The organism is Williamsia sp. D3, from assembly GCF_000506245.1.
Classification (GTDB): Bacteria; Actinomycetota; Actinomycetes; order Mycobacteriales; family Mycobacteriaceae; genus Williamsia; species Williamsia muralis.
In genome coordinates this window covers 56,442-81,347 of record NZ_AYTE01000010.1, presented here as the reverse complement: position 1 = coordinate 81,347, position 24,906 = coordinate 56,442, and the positions used below count along the sequence as shown (strand labels likewise).

The 24,906-nt window shown below is 63.2% G+C and carries 22 protein-coding genes and 3 pseudogenes; 11 read left to right on the top strand and 14 right to left on the bottom strand.

Going from position 1 to position 24,906, the window contains the following annotated elements; genetic code table 11:
• A partial coding sequence (locus tag W823_RS36900) for an ATP-binding protein (RefSeq protein ID WP_023955850.1) occupies positions 1–234 on the top strand: 234 nt, incomplete at its 5' end.
• Between the two features lie 65 nt (positions 235–299).
• Here W823_RS36900 and W823_RS36895 read toward each other — a convergent pair.
• Together W823_RS36895 and W823_RS36890 are read right to left on the bottom strand one after the other, a co-directional pair.
• Positions 300–1,310, bottom strand: a complete 1,011-nt coding sequence (locus tag W823_RS36895; RefSeq protein ID WP_023955849.1) for an arsenic resistance protein — start codon at positions 1,308–1,310, stop codon at positions 300–302.
• Positions 1,311–1,686: 376 nt separating this feature from the next.
• Positions 1,687–2,487, bottom strand: a complete 801-nt coding sequence (locus tag W823_RS36890) for a MerR family transcriptional regulator (RefSeq protein ID WP_023955848.1) — start codon at positions 2,485–2,487, stop codon at positions 1,687–1,689.
• 365 nt (positions 2,488–2,852) lie between these two features.
• Between W823_RS36890 and W823_RS36885 the strand changes: the two genes are divergently transcribed.
• Positions 2,853–3,059: a hypothetical protein gene (locus W823_RS36885; protein ID WP_023955847.1), complete on the top strand. Its 207-nt coding sequence runs from the start codon at positions 2,853–2,855 to the stop codon at positions 3,057–3,059.
• Positions 3,060–3,219: 160 nt separating this feature from the next.
• On the opposite strand, the gene W823_RS36880 is transcribed toward W823_RS36885, so the two are convergent.
• Positions 3,220–4,140: an alpha/beta hydrolase gene (locus W823_RS36880; protein WP_235189438.1), complete on the bottom strand. Its 921-nt coding sequence runs from the start codon at positions 4,138–4,140 to the stop codon at positions 3,220–3,222.
• Between the two features lie 303 nt (positions 4,141–4,443).
• Here W823_RS36880 and W823_RS56365 point away from each other — a divergent pair, with 303 nt between their 5' ends.
• Positions 4,444–5,196, top strand: coding sequence for a copper resistance protein CopC (locus W823_RS56365; RefSeq protein ID WP_023955845.1), 753 nt, complete (start codon positions 4,444–4,446; stop codon positions 5,194–5,196).
• Here the strand turns inward: W823_RS56365 and W823_RS36870 are convergent.
• The 3 genes from W823_RS36870 to W823_RS59510 are packed head-to-tail and all read right to left on the bottom strand — an operon-like array spanning position 5,167 to position 7,652.
• Complete coding sequence (locus W823_RS36870; RefSeq protein ID WP_023955844.1) at positions 5,167–6,132, bottom strand: M56 family metallopeptidase; 966 nt, start codon at positions 6,130–6,132, stop codon at positions 5,167–5,169. The two genes, W823_RS56365 and W823_RS36870, sit on opposite strands and share 30 nt — an antisense overlap.
• A complete protein-coding gene (locus W823_RS36865) occupies positions 6,129–6,491 on the bottom strand; it encodes a BlaI/MecI/CopY family transcriptional regulator (RefSeq protein WP_023955843.1) in 363 nt (120 codons plus the stop codon). Before W823_RS36865 ends, W823_RS36870 begins: the two co-directional genes overlap by 4 nt.
• A gap of 42 nt (positions 6,492–6,533) precedes the next feature.
• The gene (locus W823_RS59510) at positions 6,534–7,652 is read right to left on the bottom strand and encodes a M23 family metallopeptidase (protein ID WP_341476878.1); all 1,119 of its coding nucleotides are present in this window, start codon (positions 7,650–7,652) and stop codon (positions 6,534–6,536) included.
• Between the two features lie 196 nt (positions 7,653–7,848).
• Between W823_RS59510 and W823_RS36860 the strand changes: the two genes are divergently transcribed.
• Together W823_RS36860 and W823_RS36855 are read left to right on the top strand one after the other, a co-directional pair.
• Positions 7,849–9,078 carry an Ig-like domain-containing protein gene (locus tag W823_RS36860; RefSeq protein ID WP_161633981.1) on the top strand — a complete coding sequence of 410 codons (1,230 nt, stop codon included), beginning with the start codon at positions 7,849–7,851 and terminating at the stop codon, positions 9,076–9,078.
• A 127-nt stretch (positions 9,079–9,205) separates the two neighbouring features.
• The gene (locus tag W823_RS36855) at positions 9,206–10,012 is read left to right on the top strand and encodes a cytochrome c biogenesis CcdA family protein (RefSeq protein ID WP_031331625.1); all 807 of its coding nucleotides are present in this window, start codon (positions 9,206–9,208) and stop codon (positions 10,010–10,012) included.
• Positions 10,013–10,045: 33 nt separating this feature from the next.
• On the opposite strand, the gene W823_RS36850 is transcribed toward W823_RS36855, so the two are convergent.
• A complete protein-coding gene (locus W823_RS36850) occupies positions 10,046–10,687 on the bottom strand; it encodes a vitamin K epoxide reductase family protein (protein ID WP_031331623.1) in 642 nt (213 codons plus the stop codon).
• A 5-nt stretch (positions 10,688–10,692) separates the two neighbouring features.
• Positions 10,693–11,331 (bottom strand): thioredoxin domain-containing protein, encoded by a 639-nt coding sequence (locus W823_RS36845; RefSeq protein WP_023955838.1) that lies wholly within the window; start codon positions 11,329–11,331, stop codon positions 10,693–10,695.
• Between the two features lie 155 nt (positions 11,332–11,486).
• Between W823_RS36845 and W823_RS36840 the strand changes: the two genes are divergently transcribed.
• The 3 genes from W823_RS36840 to W823_RS0128250 are packed head-to-tail and all read left to right on the top strand — an operon-like array spanning position 11,487 to position 13,371.
• Complete coding sequence (locus W823_RS36840) at positions 11,487–12,434, top strand: cytochrome c oxidase assembly protein (RefSeq protein ID WP_023955837.1); 948 nt, start codon at positions 11,487–11,489, stop codon at positions 12,432–12,434.
• On the top strand, positions 12,431–13,051 hold the full coding sequence (locus tag W823_RS36835) for a TlpA disulfide reductase family protein (RefSeq protein WP_023955836.1): 621 nt from the start codon (positions 12,431–12,433) through the stop codon (positions 13,049–13,051). The genes W823_RS36840 and W823_RS36835 overlap by 4 nt, the downstream gene beginning before the upstream one ends.
• 23 nt (positions 13,052–13,074) lie before the next feature.
• A complete protein-coding gene (locus tag W823_RS0128250) occupies positions 13,075–13,371 on the top strand; it encodes a TMEM128 family protein (protein WP_038252460.1) in 297 nt (98 codons plus the stop codon).
• Between the two features lie 67 nt (positions 13,372–13,438).
• On the opposite strand, the gene W823_RS36830 is transcribed toward W823_RS0128250, so the two are convergent.
• Entirely contained in the window at positions 13,439–14,362 is a 924-nt protein-coding gene (locus tag W823_RS36830) for a cation diffusion facilitator family transporter (protein ID WP_023955835.1), read from the bottom strand.
• Positions 14,363–14,559: 197 nt separating this feature from the next.
• On the opposite strand from W823_RS36830, the pseudogene ctaD reads away from it, so the two are divergent.
• Both ctaD and W823_RS36820 read left to right on the top strand, forming a co-directional pair.
• Positions 14,560–16,337: pseudogene (ctaD, locus tag W823_RS36825) on the top strand (cytochrome c oxidase subunit I).
• Positions 16,338–16,459: 122 nt separating this feature from the next.
• On the top strand, positions 16,460–17,146 hold the full coding sequence (locus tag W823_RS36820) for a TlpA disulfide reductase family protein (protein ID WP_235189436.1): 687 nt from the start codon (positions 16,460–16,462) through the stop codon (positions 17,144–17,146).
• On the opposite strand, the gene W823_RS36815 is transcribed toward W823_RS36820, so the two are convergent.
• Both W823_RS36815 and W823_RS36810 read right to left on the bottom strand, forming a co-directional pair.
• The gene (locus W823_RS36815) at positions 17,143–19,248 is read right to left on the bottom strand and encodes a cytochrome c oxidase assembly protein (protein WP_023955833.1); all 2,106 of its coding nucleotides are present in this window, start codon (positions 19,246–19,248) and stop codon (positions 17,143–17,145) included. The genes W823_RS36820 and W823_RS36815 overlap by 4 nt on opposite strands.
• Before the next feature lie 142 nt (positions 19,249–19,390).
• Positions 19,391–20,613, bottom strand: a pseudogene (locus tag W823_RS36810) (Nramp family divalent metal transporter).
• Between the two features lie 222 nt (positions 20,614–20,835).
• Between W823_RS36810 and W823_RS36805 the strand changes: the two are divergent.
• Positions 20,836–22,011, top strand: coding sequence for an ATP-binding protein (locus W823_RS36805; protein ID WP_023955832.1), 1,176 nt, complete (start codon positions 20,836–20,838; stop codon positions 22,009–22,011).
• 26 nt (positions 22,012–22,037) lie between these two features.
• Here W823_RS36805 and lspA read toward each other — a convergent pair whose 3' ends face one another.
• The 3 genes and pseudogenes from lspA to W823_RS57105 form a co-directional block, all read right to left on the bottom strand.
• Entirely contained in the window at positions 22,038–22,568 is a 531-nt protein-coding gene (gene lspA / locus W823_RS36800; RefSeq protein WP_023955831.1) for a signal peptidase II, read from the bottom strand.
• Positions 22,565–24,525: pseudogene (locus W823_RS36795) on the bottom strand (heavy metal translocating P-type ATPase). Before W823_RS36795 ends, lspA begins: the two are co-directional and overlap by 4 nt.
• Complete coding sequence (locus W823_RS57105) at positions 24,518–24,901, bottom strand: helix-turn-helix transcriptional regulator (protein WP_023955830.1); 384 nt, start codon at positions 24,899–24,901, stop codon at positions 24,518–24,520. Before W823_RS57105 ends, W823_RS36795 begins: the two are co-directional and overlap by 8 nt.
• Positions 24,902–24,906 lie beyond the last annotated feature (5 nt).

Genomic DNA, 24,906 nt, shown 5'->3' with positions numbered 1-24,906 from the left:
GTTGTGGCACAACGATATTTGAAGACGTCGATCGTGATCACCACCAACCGCAGCATCTCCGAATGGGGCGAAGTCCTCGGCGACACGACCGTCGCAGCGGCCATGCTCGATCGGCTCCTGCATCGCTCGGTAGTCCTCAAACTCGACGGCGATTCCTATCGCCTGCGAGACCACCACGCCCGATCAGAAAACCACCGCACCGCCGCCGGAACCATCCGCCGGCCGCTACAGTAGACCCACCTCACGGGTGGGGAATTTCGATGAGCACCACTGGGGAATTTTCCTGAGCCCCGTCAAGGTCACACCGCGGTTGGTGCGGTAGGCACTTCGGGCATCTCGCCGGGTGATTGAGGGAGTAGTCGCGGGATGAGACGGACGTAGATGACCATGCCGATAATCTCGACGAGGGTTTGCGTGACGACCACGGCGGGGGCGAGTTCAAGGCTTGCGGGCAGCGCCAGCGCCAGGGGTAGAACGACCAGCGAGTTGCGTGTGGCTCCAGCGAACACGATGGCCCGGCTGCCGGCGACGTCGAGTCGAAGCAGGCGGGCAAGTGTGGCTCCCGCGAAGGCCATGATGATCAGGAAAGCGACATAGACCGGGATCACGGCCGCGACATCGGCAAGATTGTCGTCGATCTTCGGGATCTGCGAGGCGATCACAGTAGTGAGCACGGCAACCATCAACGGCACCATCAAGGTGCTGACGCCGCCACCGAACGTATGGCCCGCAGTTGTTCGTGCCGACCAGCCCTGGGTGAGCCACGCCAACGCCAACGGGATGACGATCAGCACGATAAACGCTTCGATGAACGGTCCGACCTTGACCGTGTCGGCGAGATCGGAGCCCATGAACATGACGAGAAAGAGGGGCAGCAAAGCCATCTGAGCTATGAGCAACAGGGGAGTCGATGCCAAGAGGCGTTGACTGTCCCCGCCGCCGAGGCCGGTGAAGACGATGACGTAGTCCACGCATGGGCATAGCAGAACCAGCAGCACCCCGATCTGGATCGCTTGGTCCGAGGGCAACAGCACGAACATGACTGCCACGATGATCGGCACGACCACAAAGTTGAGCACAACCGCCGCGGTGAGGAACTTGACGTCACGGACCGATTGCACCAACTCGGCGGCCGGTACCTGCAGAAACGTCACGTACAGCAACGCTCCCAGGACGGGATTGATGGCGTGCTCAAATCCGGGTCCGGCTGCTGGCGCCGCGAACCCCAGACAGATGCCGGCCAGTATCGCCAGTAGGTAGATCGGAATTTGATGCTGCTCCAGCCGATCCGCCACACCTGTGCGTGTCACTACGTACTACCCACTCTCGCCAACGTCACTTATGTTGCCCGTCAATCGATCTCACCACCAGAATGTAGGACTGCTAACCCAGTTCCACCTAGTCATCTCGGGCCAGGAAACAGTACGGGGTCGTCGAGATCGACCACCTCACCCGAGCGAGGCGTTGTACAGGATGAACGAGCGGCACTGCGACGCAGGACGCCCCACGCTCCAACCGAGACAACCGCCACGACGATAAGTGCAGGTATCCACACCGCGCCAATAGTCGAAACCAACCCCAACCCGCCCAAGAATGCCAGCAGTGGCCCCGCGCAACACGCCGCACACGCGCCGATCATGGCGGTCAGCGCACCGACAGGACCCCGCCACCGCTTAGTATTCGGACTCATGTCAGGGCTCCGAACAGATCGATCATGAGTGGCTCCGCCATCTGTGGTGCCCGAACATCAACCACCACCTCGCCGCCGCCGATATGCACAGTGAAGCCGTAGAAGCTACAGCATTGTTGTTCTGCAGCAACGAGAGTGACCACGTCGCTGATCACCCGCGAATGGTTGGCAAACCCAACCCGCAAGGTGATGGTGGCCCCCTCGCGCGCCAGCGGCCGACGGTAGATGGCTTGGCCTAGGAGTTGCCGCCACTGCTCGGTGCGTTCGGACAGATCATCAGGCCCCAAGGAGCACGCAATCACCGGCTCGACAACGGACGGTGCGTTCGGTGCACTGACGTCGGTGACCCCAAGATCTCGGACTGGGCCCACAACCGCAGACTGCGGGGGCGTGTCGTTAATCAGGCAGCCGCACTCTGGGCCGCATCCCCCAGCTGGAGCCGGACCTGTAAGTCCGACGCGCACGCTCTGTAAACGGTCGGCGAATGCCGACAACTCGGCCAGCCTCCGGTCGGTTTCCACGATACGTTGATCTACCAACGGCGCCAGCTGAGACCGCACCGAGGCGCACACTCCCGACTGCCACACCTGCAGCAACTCACCAATCTCATCGAGCGCCAACCCCATCATTTTCCCGGAATTGATGAACGCCAGTTGGTCGACGGCTGTCTCGTCGTACACCCGGTACCCAGCCGGTGTCCGACCAGCCGGCAACAACCCCGATTGCTCGTAAAAGCGCAGCGTCGTCGCCGGAACGCCGGTCCGCTCGGCGAGCTGGGAGATGCGATAAGTACTCATGCGACGACGGTAAACCTTCAACTCAACTCGAAGGTCAAGCTGACTGCGGTGAGCCTGCGACCGTAGGACTTTGTTCGATCACCGACTACACGCGTGGCGCGGGGACCTGGTGTGCTCCAGCTAATTCTGGGCACGCGGGAAGCAGGTCCCCGCACCCTCTACCCGCGCAGCGGTTCATCTTTCGAGATTGATGATGAGGTTGCAGCGGCGGTCGTCGCACATAAGCCGCTATGTCCTATGCGGTTTGGCACAGTTGTTGGACCATCGCCCGGCGAGTGATCGCCGATGCTAGCTCGGTCCGCTACCTAGGATGGTGGCGGTGTGCCGAACCCGGTACACCGAGCCGAGCACAGGAGGTCATTGTCATGGGTGGAATTGCCGACAAGTTCGACAAGGCATACGAGGAGAAGCCGATCAGTGAGCTCGCTGACGCCCCCGTTGAGGCGCTCCAAGGTGTGAGCCCGGGCGATGCCCAGCACCTCAAGGACGCGTTCAACATCAAGACCGTGCGCGATCTGGGCACCAACAAGTACTTCCTGTGGGCCCAGGCAGTCGCCAAACTTGCTGACTAATTAGCCGACGAACACCGAAAGCCGCGTCCTCAAGGAGGTCGCGGCTTCGGTGTCAGTAACTAGAGCATGGGGGCCAAATCGACCCGTAGCGCGGCGGGTTATGGCACCGATGCTCTCCGCCAGGTGGGCGCAAAAAACGTCTCTGCACCGCCCGGCTCTCTTAACTGAGCGAGGAGACGACGTCGGCCGTTAATTTCTCGAGTTGGTAGAGCCCTGCTTCCTCGATAGGGAAGTGGCCGCAATCTTCCAGCCGGGTCGCGTGAGTTGGTGCAGTGACTCGCGCCAAAAACCTCTCGCTGATGTGTGCCGGAATCCATTGGTCGGCGCCTGGGTGTGCCAGCGTCAGTTGCGGCCCACGATAATTTTGGGGCGGTGTGTGCGCAAAAGTGAACCAGTCGGCCAAGAACCCCAAGGGTACCCGGGTGCCCCCGCCGAGTGGGTCTGTTGCGCATAGGCGGGTTAGGCCGGTACTGGCGCTCATTACGTTCATTCGCGCCACCCAGGCGATGGGAAGTCGCACAGTTCGTGCCACCCCTGCCAGGAGTGGCAGGGTGCGGGGAGCGCTAACCCCTAAAGGTCCCCACCTGGCAGCTGTTGCGCGGGCGGCGGGGTCGGTCAGATCCAGTAGGCAGGTAGCGATGACTGCGGCGGCAACTTGTGTGCGACTGGCAGTTTCGTAGGCGAGCATCCCTCCCATGCTGGCACCGAACAGAACGAGCGGGCGTGCATCGTTGTGGGTTTCGGTGACCACCAGGTCGCACAGCAGATCAACCCAGTCGCGGTAGCGCACGTCGCCGGGCGAGGGCGTGAAAGTGCGCCCGTACAGCGGCAGGTCGGGCGCAATAATCTCGGTCCCATCGGCGGCCAAAACTGCAGAAAGCGGCCACAGAGCGCCGGCGTGGCCGCCGCCACCGTGGATGATCATGATGCGAACCGGAGCCAGGGGCTCGTTCTTGCGGGCGATGTGCACTCGGTGACCGCGCCAGGACCACCATGTCGGCGTCGGTCGCGGAGCGCCGCGAAAGCGTGGCGGAAGGAATCGCTCGTACCGATCGATCTCGGCGTAGATGGCGTCGTTCACGACAATGAGCATCTGCTGACGAGCCGCTCGCCGCAAGAGCCTTCAGGATCCTTCTGCAGGATGACAGTGCCATACCGAGCACGTCGATTCACTCTTCGCTGCTAACAGCAGAAAATGTCATGTCACTTTGCCTCGTGGTGACGATGGCCTCGTCGAGGCATCGCGTTGTGGCTACGCGTTGTCTGTCTGATGGCATGCACACGCTGGGACCCGTAGATTTCTTGCAGATGCTGTACAGGTCTAAGGTGAGCGTCCGCGATTGCCCTGCGCGCTAATTACTACCGCGTATAGTAGTTTCGCGGGGTGAAACAACACGAGAACGAACGCACGTCACCGCTGGTGACGATCGCCAGGCTGGTCATCATTGCCGCGGTCGCTGCGGTAGGCACCGTGCTGGGTGTTGGGCCGGCGTCGGCGCACAGTGCGCTGAGGTCGTCCACACCGGCCGACGGAGCGGTCCTTGAGCAGGCTCCGGTAACGATCGACTTGGTGTTCAACCAATCCATCTCGAAGAACTTCGCCGAGGTAGCGGTTCTCGACAGTGACAACCAGCCGATGAAGGTATCGGCTCCATTGGTCAATGCAGCGCGGGTCGGGGTTGAGATACAAGCGGATTTGGGTTCAGGTGCCTACACCGTGAACTACCGGGTGGTCTCTGCAGACGGACACCCAATCACAGGTCAGATCGCTTTCTCCGTGGCTCGGTCGGCGTCGGTGCCACCCGCTTCGGTGTCCGCGGCGACGGGTATCAAACCGCCACCGCCACCGGGTGCGGTGACCGATGTACCGGATGCAACGAGTTCGTCAACAGAACTACACCCAGGTGATGATCCTGAGGGCAAGCTGGCTGACAACTGGGTGGTGCTGCTTGTGATTGTTCTGGTCGTGGCGGGGTTGGGGACGATCGGGCTGCTGTTGGTCTTTCACTCACGCGGCGACAGCAACGAGGCAGAGCCTGAGGCTCCGGCCGCACACCCCGCCACGCCCCAACTCTCCGATCCTGGTGGGGCGGCGCAGGACGGTGGGTCAGGACGCGATGGTGCAGAAGAGGGCTGAGAGTGCGGCCATGGTCGTCACTGCAGTGAGGGCTGAGATGGCCGCGGGCATGACGGCGTACGCCGTGTAGGCCAGCGCGGTCGGGTGCGAGGCCAGCGGGCCAGCCAGGGTGCGTAGTCGGCGGTCGGTGGTGGTTTGTGTCCGGGCGGTGCAGCCCTGGCCGGGACTGAGGCTGGCTGTGCTCTGTTGTTCGATAACCCGGCTCAGCGCGGACCGTAGGACTGCGGGGCTGGTGGCCGTGGCGGCGGTCTGGTCGGCGTCGAGTTCAACCAGAGCCGCGATCGCCGTTGGTGCGTGGGTCATCAGCGGCACGAAGGGCAGTGCGCTGGCCAGCACTTCGCAGAGTGCGAGGATGCGATGGTGGCGGCCATTGAGGTGGGCCCTTTCGTGGTCGAGTACAGCTTGAGCCTCCGATGAGGTCAAACAGCTCTTCAAGCCCTCGGTGGCGACGACAAACCCGGGATTGCCGGCGATGCTGTACGCGAACGGCAACGGATGATCGAGCCACAGCACGGGGTACGGCCCCTCCTGGTGGCCCGGGCGCGCCAGCACGGTCACGATGTCGTGGTGATAATCCAATACTTGCAGGCGGGAGCGACGGTGGCGACTGCTGATGACCGCGACGCGAACGGCACTGCACACAGCCACGGTCACGGCCAGCGAGATGACGATCTCCGACACCCAAGGGCGCATGGTGTGTTGCGCTGAGCTCAAACAGCGGATCCACACATCGGTGAGATTTTCTCCGGGCGCGTGGCGGGGCCAAGCTGCCACGACCACTGCAGAAGCGGCGAGGAGGAAAAAGGCGGCGATGCTGCCCAGCCAGAGCGCGACCATCGCCCTGGGCCCTGCGGTAGCGAGAGGGCCCAGCAGCAGCTGCGGTATCAACACTGCGATAAGTGCCGCGGCCAGTCCCAGTGTGATGGCCAGGGTCACCGTCGAGCCCGCTTGGTACGCAGGCTCTTGCGTAGGGCCTCTTGTTCTTCGGGGGTGGCGGTTTGGGCGAAATGCATCAGCACGGCGGCGGCATTGTCGCTGCGGTCAAGAATGTCTCGCAGTGCCTGGGAGGTGGCTTCTTCTCTGGTCTGCACCGGTGAGTACAGGTACGCGCGGCTGACCTTGACGCGGTTGAGGAAGCCCTTGGTGTGCAGATTGGTGACGACGGTCAAGATGGTGGTGTACGCCAATGGCCGATCCGCGAGGGCGTCGAGGATGTCGTGCACCGACTGTGGTTGCGGTCCGGCGCTCCACAGGACGTCCATGACGTCGGCTTCGAGTGCTCCCAGCCGTTTCATACCTTTATTGTCTCCTGCAGCGCAGGGTGCGTCCACTGCGGCTCACCCAACCTCGACGCCGCGGCCGCCTAGCCATTGCACCGGATCGAGTTTGGTGCCGTCCTCTGCCCACACTTCGTAGTGCAGGTGAGGGCCGGTGGAGTAACCGCGGTTGCCGACGGTGGCAATCTGCTCACCGGCACTGACCTGCTGACCGGTGGTGACCAGGGTCTCGTTGATGTGGCCGTAGATACCGATGGTGCCGTCGTCTTGACGTATCCGGATCCACAGCCCGAATCCGTTCGCGGGCCCCGATTCGATGACCACGCCGTCTGTCGTTGAGATCACGGGTGTGCCAATGGTGTTGGCGATATCTAGTCCATCGTGGGAGGTGCCCCACCGCGCGCCGTACCCCGAGGTCACCGTGCCGGTGGTGGGCATCGCTGACCGCGGTGCAGCCGCCGGCGGTGGTGGGGGCGCGATCAGCGGGGACCCTAGCTCGGGTGTGAGTTCCTGCAACGACGTGACCAGCGCATCGAGTGGTGCTGGCATCGGCGGCAACACCACTGGCGGGGGTGGGCTGGTGGTGGGTGGCTCAAGCGTCGACATCGCCAGAGTGGTGGTCTGCGCGCCCGAGGGTGCTTCGGTGTGCAGCAGTGCTGCCGCGGCCACTCCTGCGGCGGCCACGACCATGGTTCCTGCCGCTGCCGAGGCGAGGACACCACCGCGTCGCTCGCTGCTCGGCGATGCGCCCGCGGGAGGCCCGGGCTGGTCCAGTGACTTCTCGAAAAGGGCTTCCCAGAAGTGACCTGGCTCTGTGGTGGGGCCCGAGGCTGCGTCGACACACAGTGCCCGCTCCCACGGGGCCAGCGGCGCCGGTCGACGAATCGGTCGAGGGTGCCCGGCAGCAGGGTCGATGCGCTGCACTCGACCGCGTCGGGCTGCGACGAACGAATCTGCTGCCGCCGCAGATCTCACCTCACGGCGCGGCACGGGCTCGTCGACCAGCCGGTGGCGTCCACCGCGAGCCGCCGAGACCGGCGGACCGCTGACGTAACGGCGCAGGGCCGGCGTGGCCGGTGCAGGGCGATAGTCAGAAACGACAGTGGTAGGTGGTGAGAGGTCAGGTAAGCGGTGGCGTGCCAACGAGGGTCCTTGTCGGGGCGGGACGGTCAGGGTCACTTGAATCTCCGACAGGTTACTACTATCTATCCTAGTTTTTCGCGGGGCGGAGACGAAAGGTGTGACGTGCTCTGGTTTGCTGGGGTGATTGTCGGTGTCCGGTACGACCGCACTGGTTCCGTAAACTACTAATCGTCCTAGTAGTCACGACGGAGGAGTGTTCTTAGTGCCGACGCAGCGGTCTGGGTGGAATGGGGTGCAGCTCAGTCGACGGAGTCTGCTCGTGGCCGGGGCCGGCGCGGTGATCACTGGCGTGGCAGTAGCCTGCTCTTCCAGTAACGGCGCATCCCCCTCGCCGCCGTCGCCTTCGGGGGCCTCGGCATCGGGCGACCTGGCAGTGGCATTTACTCCCGCGCCCGGTGCCCGCGATGTCGACCCGCTCGCTGCGGTGATGGTGACCGTCACAGGCGGCACCCTGGCGGAGGTGGTGATGACCAATGACGAAGGTCGAGTCATCCCGGGGATCATGACCCCAGACCGGCTGACGTGGAAACCCGATACGCCGTTGGGCTACAACAAAACCTATGAGCTGGTCGCGACAAGTACCGACGCCCAAGGTCGGCCCGCCGAACACACGAGTGCGTTCAGCACGGTTGCACCGAACAACCTGACGCAACCGTCGCTGTTGACGACCGGTGGCGGCACGCTCAGTTCCGGACGCGCATACGGGGTGGGGCTGGTGGTGGCCGTACGGTTCGATGAGCCGATCACCGACCGGGCCGCGGCCCAGCGGGCGCTGTCAGTGCAGACCGAGCCGGCGGTCGAGGGGCAATGGAACTGGATCGATGATCAGACCGCCCACTACCGGCCCCGCGACTACTACGCCCCGGGTACCGCGGTCACCGTGGCGGCCGACGTCTACGGAGTGGACCTGGGCAACGGGCTGTACGGCCAAGAGGACGTGCGCGTGTCCTTCACGATCGGCGATGCCCACGTCTCGGTTGCCGACGACACCACCAAGCAGGTATCGGTATACGCCAATGGGGAACTGGTGCGCACCATGCCCACCTCGATGGGCCGCGGCGGCACCGAAACGGTCAACGGTCGCACCATTCATTTTTGGACTCAGCCGGGCATCTACACCGTCCTGGACAAGGCCAACCCGGTCATCATGGACTCCTCCACCTACGGGCTGCCGGTGAACTCCCGACTCGGCTACCGCCAATCGATCAATTACGCCACCCGCATCAGCAACGACGGCATCTACCTACACGAGCTCGTCGATACCATTGCCCAGCAGGGCAATACCAACATGTCTGCGGGCTGCCTGAACCTCAACCCCGACAACGCCCGGTGGTTCTATGACTTCTCGGTCACCGGCGACGTTGTGGAAGTGCGCAACACCGGCGGGCCTGCGTTGGAATTGTGGCAAAACGGGGACTGGAGCGTGCCCTGGGACACCTGGGTAGCCGGCAGCGCGCTCTAATTTGGTGCCGCTCCGGCGGGCACGTAGTCGGTCCGTAGGGCCGAATACACCCCGGATGTAACTACTATTGTGCGTAGTAGTTAGGTTGGTCGTGTCCGGTGTGCACTAAACAGCGAGGAGGGTGCAGGTGTCCGACTTTGCTGTGGCCGGGGTGGGCGAGGCGTTCTCGGCCGCAGCGGCCGGTGGCCCACTGCTCCTGGCGCTGGGTGCATGCCTGGCGGCCGGACTCATCTCGTTCGCCTCACCTTGTGTCATTCCGCTCGTGCCCGGGTATGTGTCCTATCTTGTCGGCATATCCGCGGGCGAGTCTTCTTCGGAGTCGAATGACCACACGCTTCAGGGCGTTCGGCGGTACCGGGTGGCCGGCGCTGCACTGCTGTTTGTCGCTGGGTTCACTGTCGTGTTCGTGTTGGCCACAGCCACCATTTTCGGTGTCACCTCGACGTTGATCGTCAACCGCGAGATTCTTCAACGTGCCGGTGGCGTCATCACCATTGTGATGGGGCTGGTGTTTATCGGTGCTTTTCCTGCCCTGCAACGGGATGTGCGATTTCATCCCCGCCAGGTATCGCACCTGGTGGGTGCACCGCTGCTGGGCGGAGTGTTCGCGCTGGGATGGACCCCGTGTCTGGGGCCGACGCTGGCGGCGATCATTGCCACCGCCAGCGGCACCGCTGACACCACCGCTGCCCGGGGAGTGTCGATGATCGTGGCGTACTGCCTCGGGTTGGGACTGCCCTTCGTGGCGATGGCGTTTGGCTCGGCGTGGGCGGTGAGGGCGGTGGGCGTGTTGCGTCGCAACTCGCGGCGCATCCAGGTAGCGGGCGGGCTGTTGATGGTTGCGGTGGGCATCGCACTGATCACCGGCATCTGGGACCACTTCGTGGTGTGGGTCCGGGATATGTTCATTACCGACACCACCCTGCCGATCTAACGCCATCTCAGGCGCGCACGAGCGGGGGGCGAATCAGCCCAGAGTGGACCAATACCACCAGAACTCGATGATGATGAGTGTGAGGATGGTCAGCGCCCACACGACCGGGACCACCGAGTGCACACTGATCAGCGCATCGACCAGACGCCGAGCCCGGCCCCTGACAATTATTCGGTCGAGGTTGCGCAGGGTGACGTACCAGAACGCCACCACCACCACGAGCCATACCGCCATGCAATACGGGCACAGCGCCCCGATCTCGTACAAACTCTGCACGATCAGCCAATGGACGAACACCACGGCCGCGCTCAACCCCACCTGGGTGCTCATCCATATCCAGGCCGGGGTGGCGGGGGTGAGCAGCACTGCTATCGCGAGCACCGCGGTGAACCCGGCGATACCCAGCAGAGAATTCGGAAAACCGAACACCGCAGCCTGCGGGGTATCCATGATCGACCCGCAGTTCACGATGGGGTTGAGGCTGCAGGTGGGGGTGTAGTCCGGGTCGGTGGCCAGCTCGAACTTTTCCACCGTCAGCGTGAACGCCGCGATCAGACCGATGACCCCGCACACACCCAGCACCCACCGAAGCAACCGCGGAAACAACACAGTGCGTTTTCCAGGACCGTCCCGCCGAGGTGAATCCTCAGCGGTGCCGGAAAGATGCGACGACATCGAAGTCACGGTGCCAGAACGTCATTCAATGCGGTCTTGAGGTCGTCGTAGCTGCCTGCCTGCACTTCAGCCTCGTTGATGAAGAAGGTCGGTGTGCCGCGGACCCCGAGTTCGGCGCCGTCGCGCAGGTCGGCATCGATGCGCGCACGTGTGGCCTGGGACGTGTAGTCGGCCTGGAACTGAGTCATGTCCAGTCCGAGGTCGGCGGCGTAGGACGCGAACAGGTCATCCAACGGTACTTGCTGTTCGCCCCACTGCGACTGGGTGTCGAACATGGTGCGGTACATCGCTTCGAACCGGCCCTGGTTGCCTGCGGCGACGACCGCGCGCGCCGCGCGGTCTGCGTTGAAATGTCCCGGCAACGGAAAATACCGGACCACAAACGTGACTCGATCGCCGTAGTTTTGCCGCAGCTGTTCTACGGCGGGGTACATCGCTCCGCATGCCTCGCACTCGAAATCGAGAAACTCGACGAAGGTGGCCTGAGAGTTTGCCGGCGAGGACAACCGCTCAGAATCCGAGCGCACTACCACGCCTTTTGGCTCGGCGTCGGTGTCACCGGCTCGGGTCACCACGAACACCGCCGTGAGGGCCAGGCAGAACACGAACACCACCGCAAGCGTGATGCGCACAGTACGACTCATTGGCCGACCTCGATCATGATGACGCCACATCCGATACCGGGCACGTATCTTCTCCTCACACCTTGCTACTACGATGCTTAGTAGTTTACGGGGTGTGGCCACCGGGTTGGTAGGCGGTAGCAGGCGGTGCGGGCAGAAGGGTACGGGCACAAGAGATGAGCGGTGCGTTACTAGACCTGCCGCAGGCTCCGCCGAGCATTCTTGCCATGCTCGGCTGGGATCTGCCGACAATTCCGCTGCTCCCTGCAGTGGGCGCTGGGATGGGTGCCGCCTACGGCATCGGGTTGGTGTACCTGCACCGGCGCGGTCAGCGGTGGCCCTGGCATCGTTCGGTGAGTTTTCTGGCCGGGTGCCTGATCCTGATCGCGGTCACCGGGCTGGCCATCGAGAGTTATGGTGTCGGACTGTTCAGCGCATTCATGTTCCAGCACATGACCTTATCCACCTTGGTGCCGCCGCTACTGGTCCTTGGCTCGCCCGGGTTGCTGCTCTTTGCCGTGGTGCCAAACCAGGGGAGGGGCAGAGATTTCCGGCGGGCCACACTTCGCTTGGCCCGGTCATTACCGAGCCGGGTGTTGCTGCACCCGGGCTTCGCGATCCCAGTGTTCTTGTTCAGTTTCTACGGGCTGTATTTCTCGCCGATCTTCGATGCTCTCAACACCACGTGGGTTGGCCACACTGCCATGGAGGTGTTCTTCCTCGTCAGCGGGCTGCTGTTCATCATCCCGATTCTCTCGATTGGTCCGCTGCCGCGACGGCAATCGAACATCGGCCGACTCCTCGACATCTTTTTGGAGATGCCGCTGCACGTGTTCTTCGGTGTGGTGTTCATGATGTCGCCGACCGTCCTGGTGGCCAGCTTCGCCGACCCCCCGCCGCAGTGGGGTATCGATCCGGTCGAGGACCAGTCCGTGGCTGGAGCGCTGGCGTGGTCCTACGGCGAGCCGGTGGCGTTGCTCATCGTGCTGGTCTTCGCGTCCCGGTGGCGCCGCGATGAAGAGAAGATGTCCTCTGCTGCCACCGCGGCCCAGACCGCACAGCACGACGACGAGCTCGAATCCTACAACCGTTTTCTTCGTCAGTTGGGAAACAGCAGCCGATGACCACCACGACATCGTCACCAGCGCCGCGCAACAGGTGGCAATCCACCAGTGCGGTGGTGGCGGCCCTCGTACTCGTACTCGTACTCTCCGGGTGCGGTACCGGTGATGATGCCGTCCGCCAGGGCGATTCGTTCGAGTTCGTCTCTCCGAACGGGCAAACAGTTATCTTCTACGATCCTCCCCCCAGCCGCCAGAAAGTCGCCGCGCTGAGGGGACCGGATCTGTTCGCTGACCAGAACACCATCCGCCTGACCGACTACACCGGGCAAGTGGTGGTCATCAACGTGTGGGGATCATGGTGCGGGCCCTGCCGCGCCGAGGCCCCGGTACTCGAAGAGGTCTACGCCCAGACCAAAACTCGCGGGGTTGCGTTCCTGGGGATCGACTTTCGAGACCGCAAAGAAACCGCCCGCGATTTCGTTGTCGACCGCGCGGTGACGTATCCATCGATCTTCGATTACGACGGACGTACCCTCGCCGCGTTGGGAACCCCGACCTCAGTCGTGCCCACCACCGTTGTCTTGGACCGCCAGCACCGGGCGGCCGCAGTGTTTCTGCGAGCAGTCACCGCCGCAGACTTATTACCCGTCGTTCAACGCCTGGCCGACGAAACTTAATCCCCTGTGAAAGGCCCTCTGCTGTGAACAATGACGACGTCAGCAAGTCATGGAATGACCCCACCGCCCTACGCACAGGCGGTGCCTACCTCGCGGCCGTCATGATCGCAGGGCTAGCCGCAGTGATCCTGTACAACAAGACCGGTTGGCCGGTCTGGGGTTTCGGTGCGCCGGCGATCTTCTTCCTCGGCGGGCTGGGCGCATTCGTCCAGACCTACCGCGTCTGGAAGCGCGGCGGTACCTGGCCGATCTGGCAAGGGCTCGGCTGGTTGCTGCTCATGACCATGCTGGTCGCCCTCGGGGTCCCCGACATCAGCTGACCTCGTTCGGCTATCGGCGCACCAGTACACAATCGGCCAGCGCCGGGTGGGGCAGTGGGCTGCTCATTCACCACGACAAGTCGTGGCAGCCCGACCCCTGCGCGGGTTCGACTTGAACGGTGGCGTGCTCGAGGCCGTGCTGGGTGGTCAACATGTGCTGGACCGCTGCGAGCACCAGGGCGGAGTCGGCATCGGGTGCGATCACCACATGAGCCGAGGCCACCTCCATGCCCGAGGTCAGCGTCCACACATGCAGATCGTGGACCTCGATCACTCCCTCTACGGCGACCACGTCCTCGCGCACCGCGTCGACATCAATGCCTGCCGGAGCATGCTGAAGCAAAATGCGCAGCGCACCCCGGGCAAGGGTGAACGCTCGCGGCAACACGAACAGGGCAATACCGACCCCGATGAGCGGATCGGCGTACCGCCACCCGAACACCGCCGTGAGCACCCCGCTGATCAGCACGCCCACCGAGCCGATCATGTCGGCCATCACCTCGAGGTAAGCGCCCCGAACATTGAGACTCTCTTTGGCGCCAGATCTCAACAGCGCGAACGCGGTCACGTTCATCACCAGCCCCACCACCGCGACCGCGATGACCGGCACCCCCGGAACTTCGGGCGGATCGGAGAGCCGCTGGGACGCCTCGTACAAAATCCAGGCGGCGACCGCGAACAACAGCACCGCATTGAACAACGCGGCGAACACTTCAGCCCGGTATAGGCCGAAGGTGCGATCAGCTCGAGCGGCAGCTCGCTGAGCCACCATCACCGCCACCAACGCCATCGCCACCCCGAGCACGTCGGTAAATACATGCGCTGAATCAGAGAGCAACGCCAGCGACGACGTCGCCAATCCCACAATCACCTGAGCAAGGAGGGTCATAAGACCCAGACCCAACGCCATCCACAGGCGCCGCACATGGCGTCCAGATGCACTGGCCGCACCCCCAGGCTCAATGCCGCTGTGCGAGTGTCCGGCCCCCATCACCACTCATTACGTAGTCGTATGCGCATGCGTGCAAGTATGGCGGGAAGGCGGCCGCGCCGCAAATACTATGGTTGATAGTATGAGGGCCACCCACTTCGGTCCGCTGCTGTCTGACTGGTCCGACTGTCGACCACTAACTACTATGCTGCATAGTAGTTAGTGGTGGTAGTCAATCGCATCAGTTGGGTGGAGTCATGAGCTTGTTGGATCGTCCCGTGGAGCTGGTCCCGTCCCGTCCATACCCGGACAGGACCGGTCGCAAGGGCTCGTTTCTCTACAAAATGCTCACCACCACCGACCATAAAACGCTCGGAATCATGTACCTGGTGGTGTGTTTCGCGTTCTTTTTGATCGGCGGCCTGATGGCGCTGCTGATCCGTGGCGAACTGGCCGCGCCGGGGCTGCAGTTCTTGTCCACCGAGCAGTACAACCAGATGTTCACCATGCACGGCACGGTGATGCTGCTGATGTATGCCACCCCGATCGTCATCGGATTCGCCAACGTCGTTCTGCCGTTGCAGATTGGCGCTCCCGATGTGGCGTTCCCACGGCTCAACGCGCTGAGTTTCTGGCTGTTCTTGTTCGGGTCCAGCGCAGCCCTGGGTGGTTTCCTCACCCCCGGCGCGCCGCCGACTTCGGGTGGACTGCCTATACGCCACTCACAGATGCGGTGCACTCACCGGGAGTAGGCGCGGACCTGTGGATTCTAGGGCTGGTGGTCTCAGGGTTGGGCACCATCTTGGGGGCGGTCAACATGATCACCACGGTGGTGTGTTTACGCGCCCCAGGTATGACCATGTTCCGGATGCCGATCTTCACCTGGAATATTTTGGTCACCAGTGTGCTGATTTTGCTGGCATTTCCGCTGCTCACAGCAGCATTGCTGGCTTTGGAGTTCGATCGGCAATTCGACGGCAACATCTTCGATCCCGCCAATGGCGGCGCGCTGCTGTGGCAGCACTTGTTCTGGTTCTTCGGCCACCCCGAGGTGTACATCATCGCCCTGCCATTTTTCGGCATCGTCTCAGAGATCTTCCCCGTCTTCGCCCGCAAACCGATCTTCGGGTACACCGGATTGATCTACGCCACGTTGGCGATTGCGGCGCTGTCAGTGGCGGTGTGGGCCCATCACATGTATGCCACCGGCGCCGTGCTCCTGCCGTTCTTCTCGTTCATGACGTTCCTCATCGCTGTACCCACCGGCGTGAAGTTCTTCAACTGGATCGGCACCCTGTGGAAAGGCAACCTCACCTTCGAAGCGCCCATGCTGTTCTCGATCGGGTTCCTGGTCACCTTCCTGTTCGGCGGTTTGACGGGTGTGCTGCTAGCCAGCCCCCCGTTGGACTTTCAGCTCTCCGACAGCTACTTCGTGGTCGCACACTTTCACTACGTCCTATTCGGCACCATCGTGTTCGCCACCTACGCCGGCGTCTACTTCTGGTTCCCAAAGATCACCGGACGCATGATGGACGAACGGCTCGGCAAAATTCACTTCTGGCTGACCTTCATCGGATTCCACACCACCTTCTTGGTGCAGCACTGGCTCGGCAACGAAGGCATGCCCCGCCGCTACGCGGACTACCTACCTTCGGACGGATTCACTGCGTTGAACATCGTGTCGACAGTGGGAGCGTTCATCCTGGGAGCCTCCACACTGCCGTTCCTGTGGAACGTTTTCCGCAGTTACCGCTACGGGGAGATCGTCACCGTCGATGACCCCTGGGGTTTCGGCAACTCGCTAGAGTGGGCGACCAGCTGCCCACCGCCCCGCCACAACTTCACCGAGCTACCCCGAATCCGTTCCGAGCGGCCCGCATTCGAGCTGCACTACCCTCACATGGTCGAGCGAATGCGCGCCGAAGCCCACGTCGGCGCCCACAACAAGGTGGCCAGCACAAAAGCCGAACGCGCTCGTCGTGACCCGCTGACCGTAGGGACGGCCGAGTCCTCCACCGAACCCAGTGCCGACTGAGATTGCAGCACAATGACGGGGAGCAACCGCAAGGAAGACGCCCCAGCGAACCTGTCGTGGCAGGGTCGGCCTGCAGCTGTCAATCAGGTGATGACCGCGAGAGGACGGTGAAGGCGACGATGATGCCCCGTGTTCACGTGTCGGGCTCGGCCCGGTGGTCGATCGCCGCACTCATCGTCATTGTGGCCATGATTGTGGCGATCTGGCCCCGGGCCACCGAGACTGCCTCAGAGCCAGTCGATCCGGGAGTCAACCCCAGTGCGCCACTGCCCGGCATCAACGCGGACGTCAGCGAGCAGGACATGGCCCAGGCCCGCGAGCGGGCGGCCCTGCAACCCTGCCCAGTCGGTGATGGCACCCCGCCCGCGCCAGGGTCAGCGTTGACCGGAATCGTCCTGTCCTGTCTCGCCGACGGCGCCACCGTGGACCTGGGTAGCGCTACAGCCGGGCGACCGCTACTGATCAATATCTGGGCGCACTGGTGCGGGCCGTGCCGCACCGAGCTGCCGGTGGTTGCCGACTTCGCCGCCCGAGCTGGTGACCGAATGCGGGTGCTTACCGTTCAAGGGCGGGAGGGTTCGCAAAACCCGCTGCTGTCACTGAATTTGCTGATCGAGACCGGCGTGAACCTACCGACTGTCGTCGATACCGACGCCCGACTTGCCGCTGCGCTGTCGGTGCCCCGTGTCTATCCCTGCACCGTGCTGGTCCGCGCCGATGGAACCGTGGCCGCGGTTTTGCCGCAGGTGTTCGAGTCGGCCGACGAACTCGCCGACGTGGTCGGCCAGCACTTGGGCCTCGAACTCTAGCGACGCTCAGGGGGTTCTGACTGTGCGTCGGCCGGCGGCTGGGGCGACGCTGTGGGTGCGGCGGTGCTGGTGGAATCAGTCGCGGTCACCGGGCGGGTCGAGGGGCCGGCCATCTGCGCCAACATCGCGTTGTAGCTGACTAATTCGGCATTGTGATCGCGATCTTCACGGCGATCAAAGCGGGTGGCTTGGCGTTTATCCTGGCGAGACCACTGGACCAGCAACGCCAACATCACGAGCACCAGTGGGATTTCACCGGCCGCCCATGCGATACCTCCGCCCAAACGTTGATCGTTCAGCTGATTCGGGTTCCACGGCAGCAGAAGGCTGTTGTAGTAGGTGCGGGCAATGACGCTGTCGGTACTCATCAACGCAACACCGAAGAAGGCATGAAAAGGTAACGAGCCGAACACCATTGCCAGTTTTGTGACTGGGGATAGCTTTCGTGGGGCCGGGTCGATCCCGATCACCACCCAGTAGAACAGGTACCCGCTGAGCAGAAAGTGCAGATTCATCGCGACGTGCGCCGCATGGTATTCAGTGAGGACGTCGAAGAGCCCACCGAGGTACAGCACGTAATAGCTTCCGACGAACAGCACCGACGCCACCAGAGGATGGGTCAACAGCCGCGAGAACGGGCTGTGCAGCACGGACAGGATCCACTCGCGTGGGCCGGGGGGAGAGGACCGGCCAGCCGGCGCGATGGCCCGCAGCGCCAGCGTGACCGGTCCGCCGAGGACCAGGAGCACCGGCGCCAGCATCGACAACATCATGTGCGCGATCATGTGGATGCTGAACAGGGCCGGAGCGTACTTGCCCAGGCCTGATGACGTCGCGAATAGCACTGCGGCACAACCCAGCAGCCATGCGATGGTGCGCCCCACCGGCCAGGCATCACCCCGTTTGCGGAGACGGTGGACCCCGCGCAGGTATAGGGCGGCCATGACGATCGCGAGGGTGCCGAACAGCAGATCAAAGCGCCAGCCGACGACGATCTCACCGAACGTGGGTGCCTGGTCGAGACGGTAACCGAGGATCAGTTCGGTTGCCGGCATCTCTGCGGGATTCACATTCTCTGGCGGCGGTGTCCGCGACAACCCGACAGCGATCCCGAAAGTTGCTGCGAATATCAGCAGTTCGACGACGGCGAAGCGAATCAATGGTTGACGGTCGCCGCCGTTGCCGGTTACCGCCGGAATTGTGATGCGCCGGTGCCAGGCACCACAACCACCCAGTAGGAGCAGCGCTGCGACTTTTGCTAGGACCAGCTGTCCGTAGGTGTCGGTGAACAATTGGTCCAGGTGCACCCGGATGAGTGCGTTGATGACTCCACTGGCTCCGACGACGACCAGGCACCCCAGGGCGATTCGGGAGTAGCGCCGGACCGCGAGTGCGGTGAAGTGGCCGTGTCCGCGAGCATAAACGAGGACTGCGAACAGACCGCCCATCCAGATGCATGCGCCCACGATGTGCAGGATCAGGCTATTGGTCGCGATGTCGTGGCTGCCGCCGGTCGAGGAGTGGCCGGCCAGGGCTGTGGGCATCAGGGTCAGCAGAGCCAGCGGGAACGCGACCAGCGTCCACGTCCACCGGAGCGCGATCCGTGTAACAACCGCGCACATCAGGGCGAACAGCGCTGTCCAGAGCCAGGATCGGGCGTCGGCGACCTGGTCGACCGCAGTGAGCAACCGGTCGACTGATACCACTTCCGATACCGCGAACCCGGTCGTGTCCGAGACGGTCAACGGGACCATCAGCAGCGCGCACACCATCCACACCACTGCGCCCACAGCAGCAGACCGCAGCGCGCGGTACCCCCCGACATCGAGGACCCCGTCTGATTGCGGGGGAACAAAAAATGCGGCAAACAACGTTCCACCAACAGCGACCACTGCACCTATCTCACCCATCGTCTGCACCGCGGGCAGACCGTAGCGAGTCAGAATGCCCGGATCGCCGACCCCCACCAGATCCAGCACGGTACTGGCAGAAATGGCCGTCACCGCAATCGCCACAGCCGCCCCGACCCAGGCCAGCGCCCACCCGATGCTCGCTGCTGCCGCACGTCGAACGTCGATCGAATCGGCGGGCGCTGTACTCATCCCACCAGCGTAGGCACCGCGGCGAACCTGGAGAAATCGCCGGTGGCCGACACTAAGAATGGTGGTGTAGGAGCGTCGATGTAGGCGAAGCCGGGCTCTGCAACACCACGAGCACAGTGGTCGAACGGGAGCGATCGCTGCTCTAGCCCAGAACAGTCAGATAGATCAAGGCAACGCTCAAGACAATGATCACCGCCGCGGTGAGCCAGGCGAGAGAGCTGGTGACGTGGTGGTTGGTGTCCTCACCCATCAGTGCACGGTCACTGGTAAATCGCACCAGCGGAACCAAAGCGAAGGGGATGCCGAACGACAAGATGACCTGAGACACGATCAGGGCCTGGGTGGGGTCGATACCCACGGCAAGGATGGCGATGGCGGGAATCAACGTCACCAGCCGCCGCACCACGATCGGTATCCGGCGCTGCAGCAACCCATCCATGATCATGCGCCGGCATAGGCGCCGACAGATGTCGATGCCAGTCCAGACGCAAGAAGACCCAAAGCGAACAGCAATGCCACGACTGGCCCGAGGGTGTCCCCGATAGCCTCATGGGCGCCTTCGATGGTGTCGACGTCGTCTCTGCCTTGCAGGTTGGTGGCTGCTAGCAGCAGCATCAACATGTTGACTGCCCCTGCTAACAGCATGGCCAGTGCCACATCGACGCGGGTCACGCGGAGCAGTCGTCGCCGCAGTGGTCCAGGCCCGTTGACACCGTGGCGGTCTCGCACCAGTCCCGAATGCAGATACACAGCGTGGGGCATAACCGTGGCACCGAGCATCGCCGCGGCCAACATCACGCTCTCGGTTCCCTCGAAACGTGGAATGAGGCCCTCAGCTGCCGCGGCCGGCGACGGCGGTTCAACGACCACACTGGTGAGGAACCCAATCGCGATAACCGCCAACAACCCAATGATGACCCGCTCGAACGGGCGTTGGCCGCTACGGTCTTGCGCCAGCAACAGCCCCATCGAGACCAACCCGGTAATCACCCCGCCCACCAGCAACGGCAGATCGAACAGCAGATTTAGTGCAATGGCGCCGCCGACCACTTCAGCCAAATCGGTCGCCATCGCCACCAGCTCGGCCTGCACCCAATACCCGAGCCGAGTCGAACGAGAAGAACGGCCGCGCACCGCTTCGGGCAACGACATACCCGTGACCACACCCAACTTCGCTGATAGATACTGCACCAGCCCGGCCATCACATTCGCGGCCACGATGACCCACACCAGCAAATACACGAACTCTGCGCCAGCGCTGATGTTCGATGCGACGTTGCCGGGATCCACATAGGCGATCGCTGCGACGAAAGCAGGCCCGAGCAGCGTTGAACTCACCCGAACCCGGGCCAGCCGGGGACGCACTCCACTCGTTGCCACCACAGCGCCCTCCTGTTCGATGCCCGCAGTCTAACGGGTAGCCGAAACTATATATTCGGCCACCCGAAACCGCAGCGAAGGGCTTATGTCGAGGGTGACAGTGCGTGCACCTACTACTGCGTCCGGACAGCAGGACGGACTGTAAGGCCGTATCGGAGCGTATAAGTCGTGGCGTTATACAACCCCATACTTTGCTAGTGTCTGCTGGTGGAATCTGGCCTTAATCCGTTTACGCCCGGTTCGGGTACACGACCACCCGAGCTGGTGGGTCGCACCCGGGAGCTCGAGCGTTTCGATCTACTGGTCGCCCGGGCCAAACAACGCCACTACGACCGAGGGTTGATGTTGCAAGGACTGCGGGGAGTCGGCAAGACCACGTTGCTGGCGACCATGGCTGACCAGGCGCGACGTAACGATTGGGTCGTTGTCGAGGTCGAAGCGCAGACGAGTCAGGAAGGCGCCGAAGCGCTGCGCAGGCGTATCTCCAAAGACGTCATCCGTGCGCTGCGCCGCCGCAAGTTCGCCCGGCCGATCGTGGACCGGCTCCGGGCGATGACCGAGGAGTTCTCGGTGTCGGCGACTGCGTTCGGCACCGGGGTTAGTGTGTCGAAAGCCGCACCGCCTCCGCAGGCATCGTTAGGGGTCGAGTTCGAAGATCTCGTTGAAGAGTTGTGCGATGAACTCCGCAAGGAGGGCAACGCATTCGGGCTATTCGTCGACGAAATGCAGGAACTCGAGGCCCCGCTGCTGCAAGTCTTGTTAGCAACCCAGCACCGTGCCGCTCAACGGGGATGGCCGTTCTTCGTGGTGGGGGCGGGACTTCCGAACCTCCCTCAAGTGTTGGCTGATGCACGGTCCTACGCTGAACGCCAATTTGACTACCGCACCATCGGACCTGTGTCTAAGGATGAGGCGCGGGCGGCCATTGTCGCGCCGATTTCCCGGCTGGGTCAGGCCGTTACCGACGAGGCCGCTGACTATGTGGTCACTGCCAGTGCCGGCTACCCGTACTTCCTGCAAGTCTTCGGCTACGAATTGTGGCGTGCGGCAACAGAATCACCGTTCAGGCTGCTTGAAGCCGAAGATGCGGTGAGCACCGGCCACGCCTCCCTCGATGCCGGTTTCTACAGTTCACGGTGGCTCCGTGCGACCGAGACCGAACGGCGGTATCTACACGCCATGGCGGTGAGCGGCACCGATCAGCCACGGTCGTCTGCGATCGCCACAGCGCTGGGCAGCTCCATGCAGTCGGTGGCACCGCACCGCGACGCCTGCATCAAGAAAGGCCTGATCTGGGCGCCTGAACGCGGAGTCGTGGCATTCACCGTTCCGGGCATGGCCGAATTCATTCGCCGCCAGAACAACACTGGTGCGGCGCACTGACCCTACAGGTGGTGGGCCAGTAGCAATTAGTTGTTGTTTTCGGATGTGCGGGTGAAGCCGGGTTCGAATAGAACGGTGAGGACTAGGACGACTACGCCGCAGGTGATGTAGGTGTCGGCGAGGTTGAAGGTGGGCCACCACCCGGTGTGGAAGTAGTCGGTGACTTTGCCGTCGAGGAGACGGTCGATGACGTTGGCGGCGGCGCCAGCGATGATGGCGGCGAAGCTGATGGTCTGCAGCATTCGTTGCTCAGATGCGGTGCGCCAGGCATAGATCGCGAAGCCGAGGGTGATGAGGCTGGTGAGGGCGAGGATCACCGCGGTGGGCAGCTGGTTGCCGAGGCTAAAAGCGACCCCGGTGTTGTAGGCGAGGTCGAGTTGGAGCAACCCGAGGTCAATAGTTCGGCCGTCGGATAGGGCGTTTCGGGCGATGGGATCGAGGATGAGTGCGACGGCGGCCAAGGTGGCGGCGACCGCGACCAGGACTCGCCGCCGCTGTGGTGCTGGTGCCACCACGATCGACTGATCGTGGTGGGCGGCGTTGTCGTCAATGTTCATAGTGTGGTCTTTGCTAGTGGGCGGTCGGCGGTCGTCGAGTTGTCGGGAAGGTGCAGACGTGTGGTGCGTCCCGCGCGCACCCCGTTGCCGATGACGACGATCTCCGCGATTTCATGGACGAGGACAACCGCAGCAAGGCCTAAGACGCCGAATAGGGCCAGGGGCATCAGGACGATGATGATGGCCAGGGAGAGGCCCACATTTTGCAGCATGATGGTGCGTGATCGGCGGGCGTGGGTAAGGGCAGAAGGCAGATGACGCAGGTCTTCACCCATTAGTGCGACGTCTGCGGTTTCGATCGCGACGTCAGTGCCCATGGCGCCCATGGCGATACCCAAATCGGCGGTGGCCAAAGCGGGAGCGTCGTTGACGCCGTCGCCACCATGGCGGTGGGTTGGTGGGCGCGCAGCGTGTCGATGATGCGGGCTTTGTCCTCTGGCCGTAGATCGGCGTGCACGTTCTCAATGCAGGCTTGTTCGGCCAGCGCGGCGGCGGTGCGCGCGTTGTCACCGGTGAGCATGGCCACCGAGTAGCCATCGCGGCGTAGACCAGCAACCACGGTGGGTGCTTCGGGTCGAAGTTCATCGCGCACGGCAATGGCGCCGATGACGGTGCCGTCGCGTTCGATGAGTACGGCCGTGGCACCTGCTCGTTGCATGCGATCGATGTCATCGCTCAAGGCGCCAGCCTCGATCCAGCCCGGCCGTCCCAGCCGAACAGGGTGGCCCTCGACAGATCCGACGAGGCCGGCGCCGGTGACCGCGTCCACGTCGTCGGCGGGAGTGACCGGGTCAGCGGCGGCAGCCAAAATGGCGCGGGCGAGGGGATGTTCACTGCGCGCTTCGAGCGCCGCAGCGACGGTAAGTACCTCGGCGCGTGAGGCACCACCGGTGGTCGTAATGTCAACGACTGAGGGCTGATTGCGGGTCAGGGTGCCGGTTTTGTCGAGCGCAACGGTACGGATTCGGCCGAGCGCCTCGAGGGCGGCGCCCCCCTTGATCAAGACACCGAGTTTGGAGGCGGCCCCGATCGCGGCGACCACGGTCACCGGTATCGCGATCGCCAGCGCGCACGGCGAGGCGGCAACCAAGACAACCAAGGCCCGTTCAACCCACACTCGCGGGTCTCCGAAGGCACTGCCAACACCGGCGATGACACCGGCAGCGATCATCACCGAGGGAACCAACGGGCGGGCGATCTTGTCGGCCAGTCGCTGGGCCTGGCCTTTGCGGGACTGTTCGGCCTCCACAATCCGCACAATTTTGGCCAGAGAATTGTCGTGCGCAGCAGCAGTGACCGTCACTTCCAGGGCGCCGGTGCCATTGATGAAGCCGGCGTAGACCTCGTTACCGGGTCCCGCTTCGGTTGGAACCGACTCACCGGTGATCGCCGAGGTGTCGAGCGCAGTGTGTCCGGAACTGATCGTGCCGTCCGTGGCAAGACGCTCACCGGGTTTGACGATCATGGTGTCGCCGACCACGAGGTCGGTGGGGGACACGAGGAGTTCACGGCCACCGCGTCGCACGGTGGCGGTGTCCGGCACGAGCGAGAGCAGTGCCCGCAAGCCTCGGCGGGTCCTGGTAACGGCGTATTCCTCGAGTCCTTCGCTGATCGCGAACAGAAAAGCGAGCATGGCCGCCTCGCCGACTTCCCCGAGCATGACCGCCCCGACCGCGGCGATGGTCATCAAGGTGCCGACCCCGATCTTGCCTCGGGCTAGTCGGCGCAGTGTGGAGGGCACAAACGTGTAGCCGGCGATAACCAGCGCACCCACTTGCAGTCCCACTTCGAGATATTGGGGGCCTTCGATCACGCTGGTGATGAGTGCTGCCACGAGCAATATCCCAGCGACGATCGCAGCTTTGATCTCTAGGACCTGCCACCAGCGTGCAGGGTCGGCGCCGGCTTCGTCGTCCTCGGGGGCTTCGTCGTGGCCGCAGCCGCAGGCATCACTCATCGCCGCTCACTCCAGATGCGACACCGTAATTCGGGCATAACGTGACCGCATTGCCCGTTGCTGCGAGCAGGGTTTCCGCTGACGCCAGCAGATCCATCAGTTCAGGGCGCGACAGTGAATAGAACACCTGGCGGCCCTGGGGCCGGCCCTGTACGAGGCCGCAATCACGTAGACACCCCACGTGGGCTGACACCGTCGACTGCGCCAAACCGAGCTCGGCCACCAAGTCAGCCACCCGGGCCTCCCCACCGGCCAGTTGCCGCACGATAGCCAAACGTGTTGCGTCCGAGAGACTGTGGAACAGCGCAACTGCTGCATCGACACGTGAGTCCGCGTCTACTGTAGTCGGCGCACACCCATCACTTTTAATCGCCATGCGAC

Coding starts and splice junctions, on each gene's coding strand:
- W823_RS36890 (WP_023955848.1), bottom strand. CDS start 2,487: ATGAGTACTTATCGCATCTCCCAGCTCGCCGAGCGGACCGGCGTTCCG.
- W823_RS36885 (WP_023955847.1), top strand. CDS start 2,853: ATGGGTGGAATTGCCGACAAGTTCGACAAGGCATACGAGGAGAAGCCG.
- W823_RS36865 (WP_023955843.1), bottom strand. CDS start 6,491: ATGAAACGGCTGGGAGCACTCGAAGCCGACGTCATGGACGTCCTGTGG.
- W823_RS36850 (WP_031331623.1), bottom strand. CDS start 10,687: ATGTCGTCGCATCTTTCCGGCACCGCTGAGGATTCACCTCGGCGGGAC.
- W823_RS36845 (WP_023955838.1), bottom strand. CDS start 11,331: ATGAGTCGTACTGTGCGCATCACGCTTGCGGTGGTGTTCGTGTTCTGC.
- W823_RS36840 (WP_023955837.1), top strand. CDS start 11,487: ATGAGCGGTGCGTTACTAGACCTGCCGCAGGCTCCGCCGAGCATTCTT.
- W823_RS36835 (WP_023955836.1), top strand. CDS start 12,431: ATGACCACCACGACATCGTCACCAGCGCCGCGCAACAGGTGGCAATCC.
- W823_RS36830 (WP_023955835.1), bottom strand. CDS start 14,362: ATGGGGGCCGGACACTCGCACAGCGGCATTGAGCCTGGGGGTGCGGCC.
- W823_RS36820 (WP_235189436.1), top strand. CDS start 16,460: ATGCCCCGTGTTCACGTGTCGGGCTCGGCCCGGTGGTCGATCGCCGCA.
- W823_RS36815 (WP_023955833.1), bottom strand. CDS start 19,248: ATGAGTACAGCGCCCGCCGATTCGATCGACGTTCGACGTGCGGCAGCA.
- lspA (WP_023955831.1), bottom strand. CDS start 22,568: ATGAACATTGACGACAACGCCGCCCACCACGATCAGTCGATCGTGGTG.
- W823_RS57105 (WP_023955830.1), bottom strand. CDS start 24,901: ATGGCGATTAAAAGTGATGGGTGTGCGCCGACTACAGTAGACGCGGAC.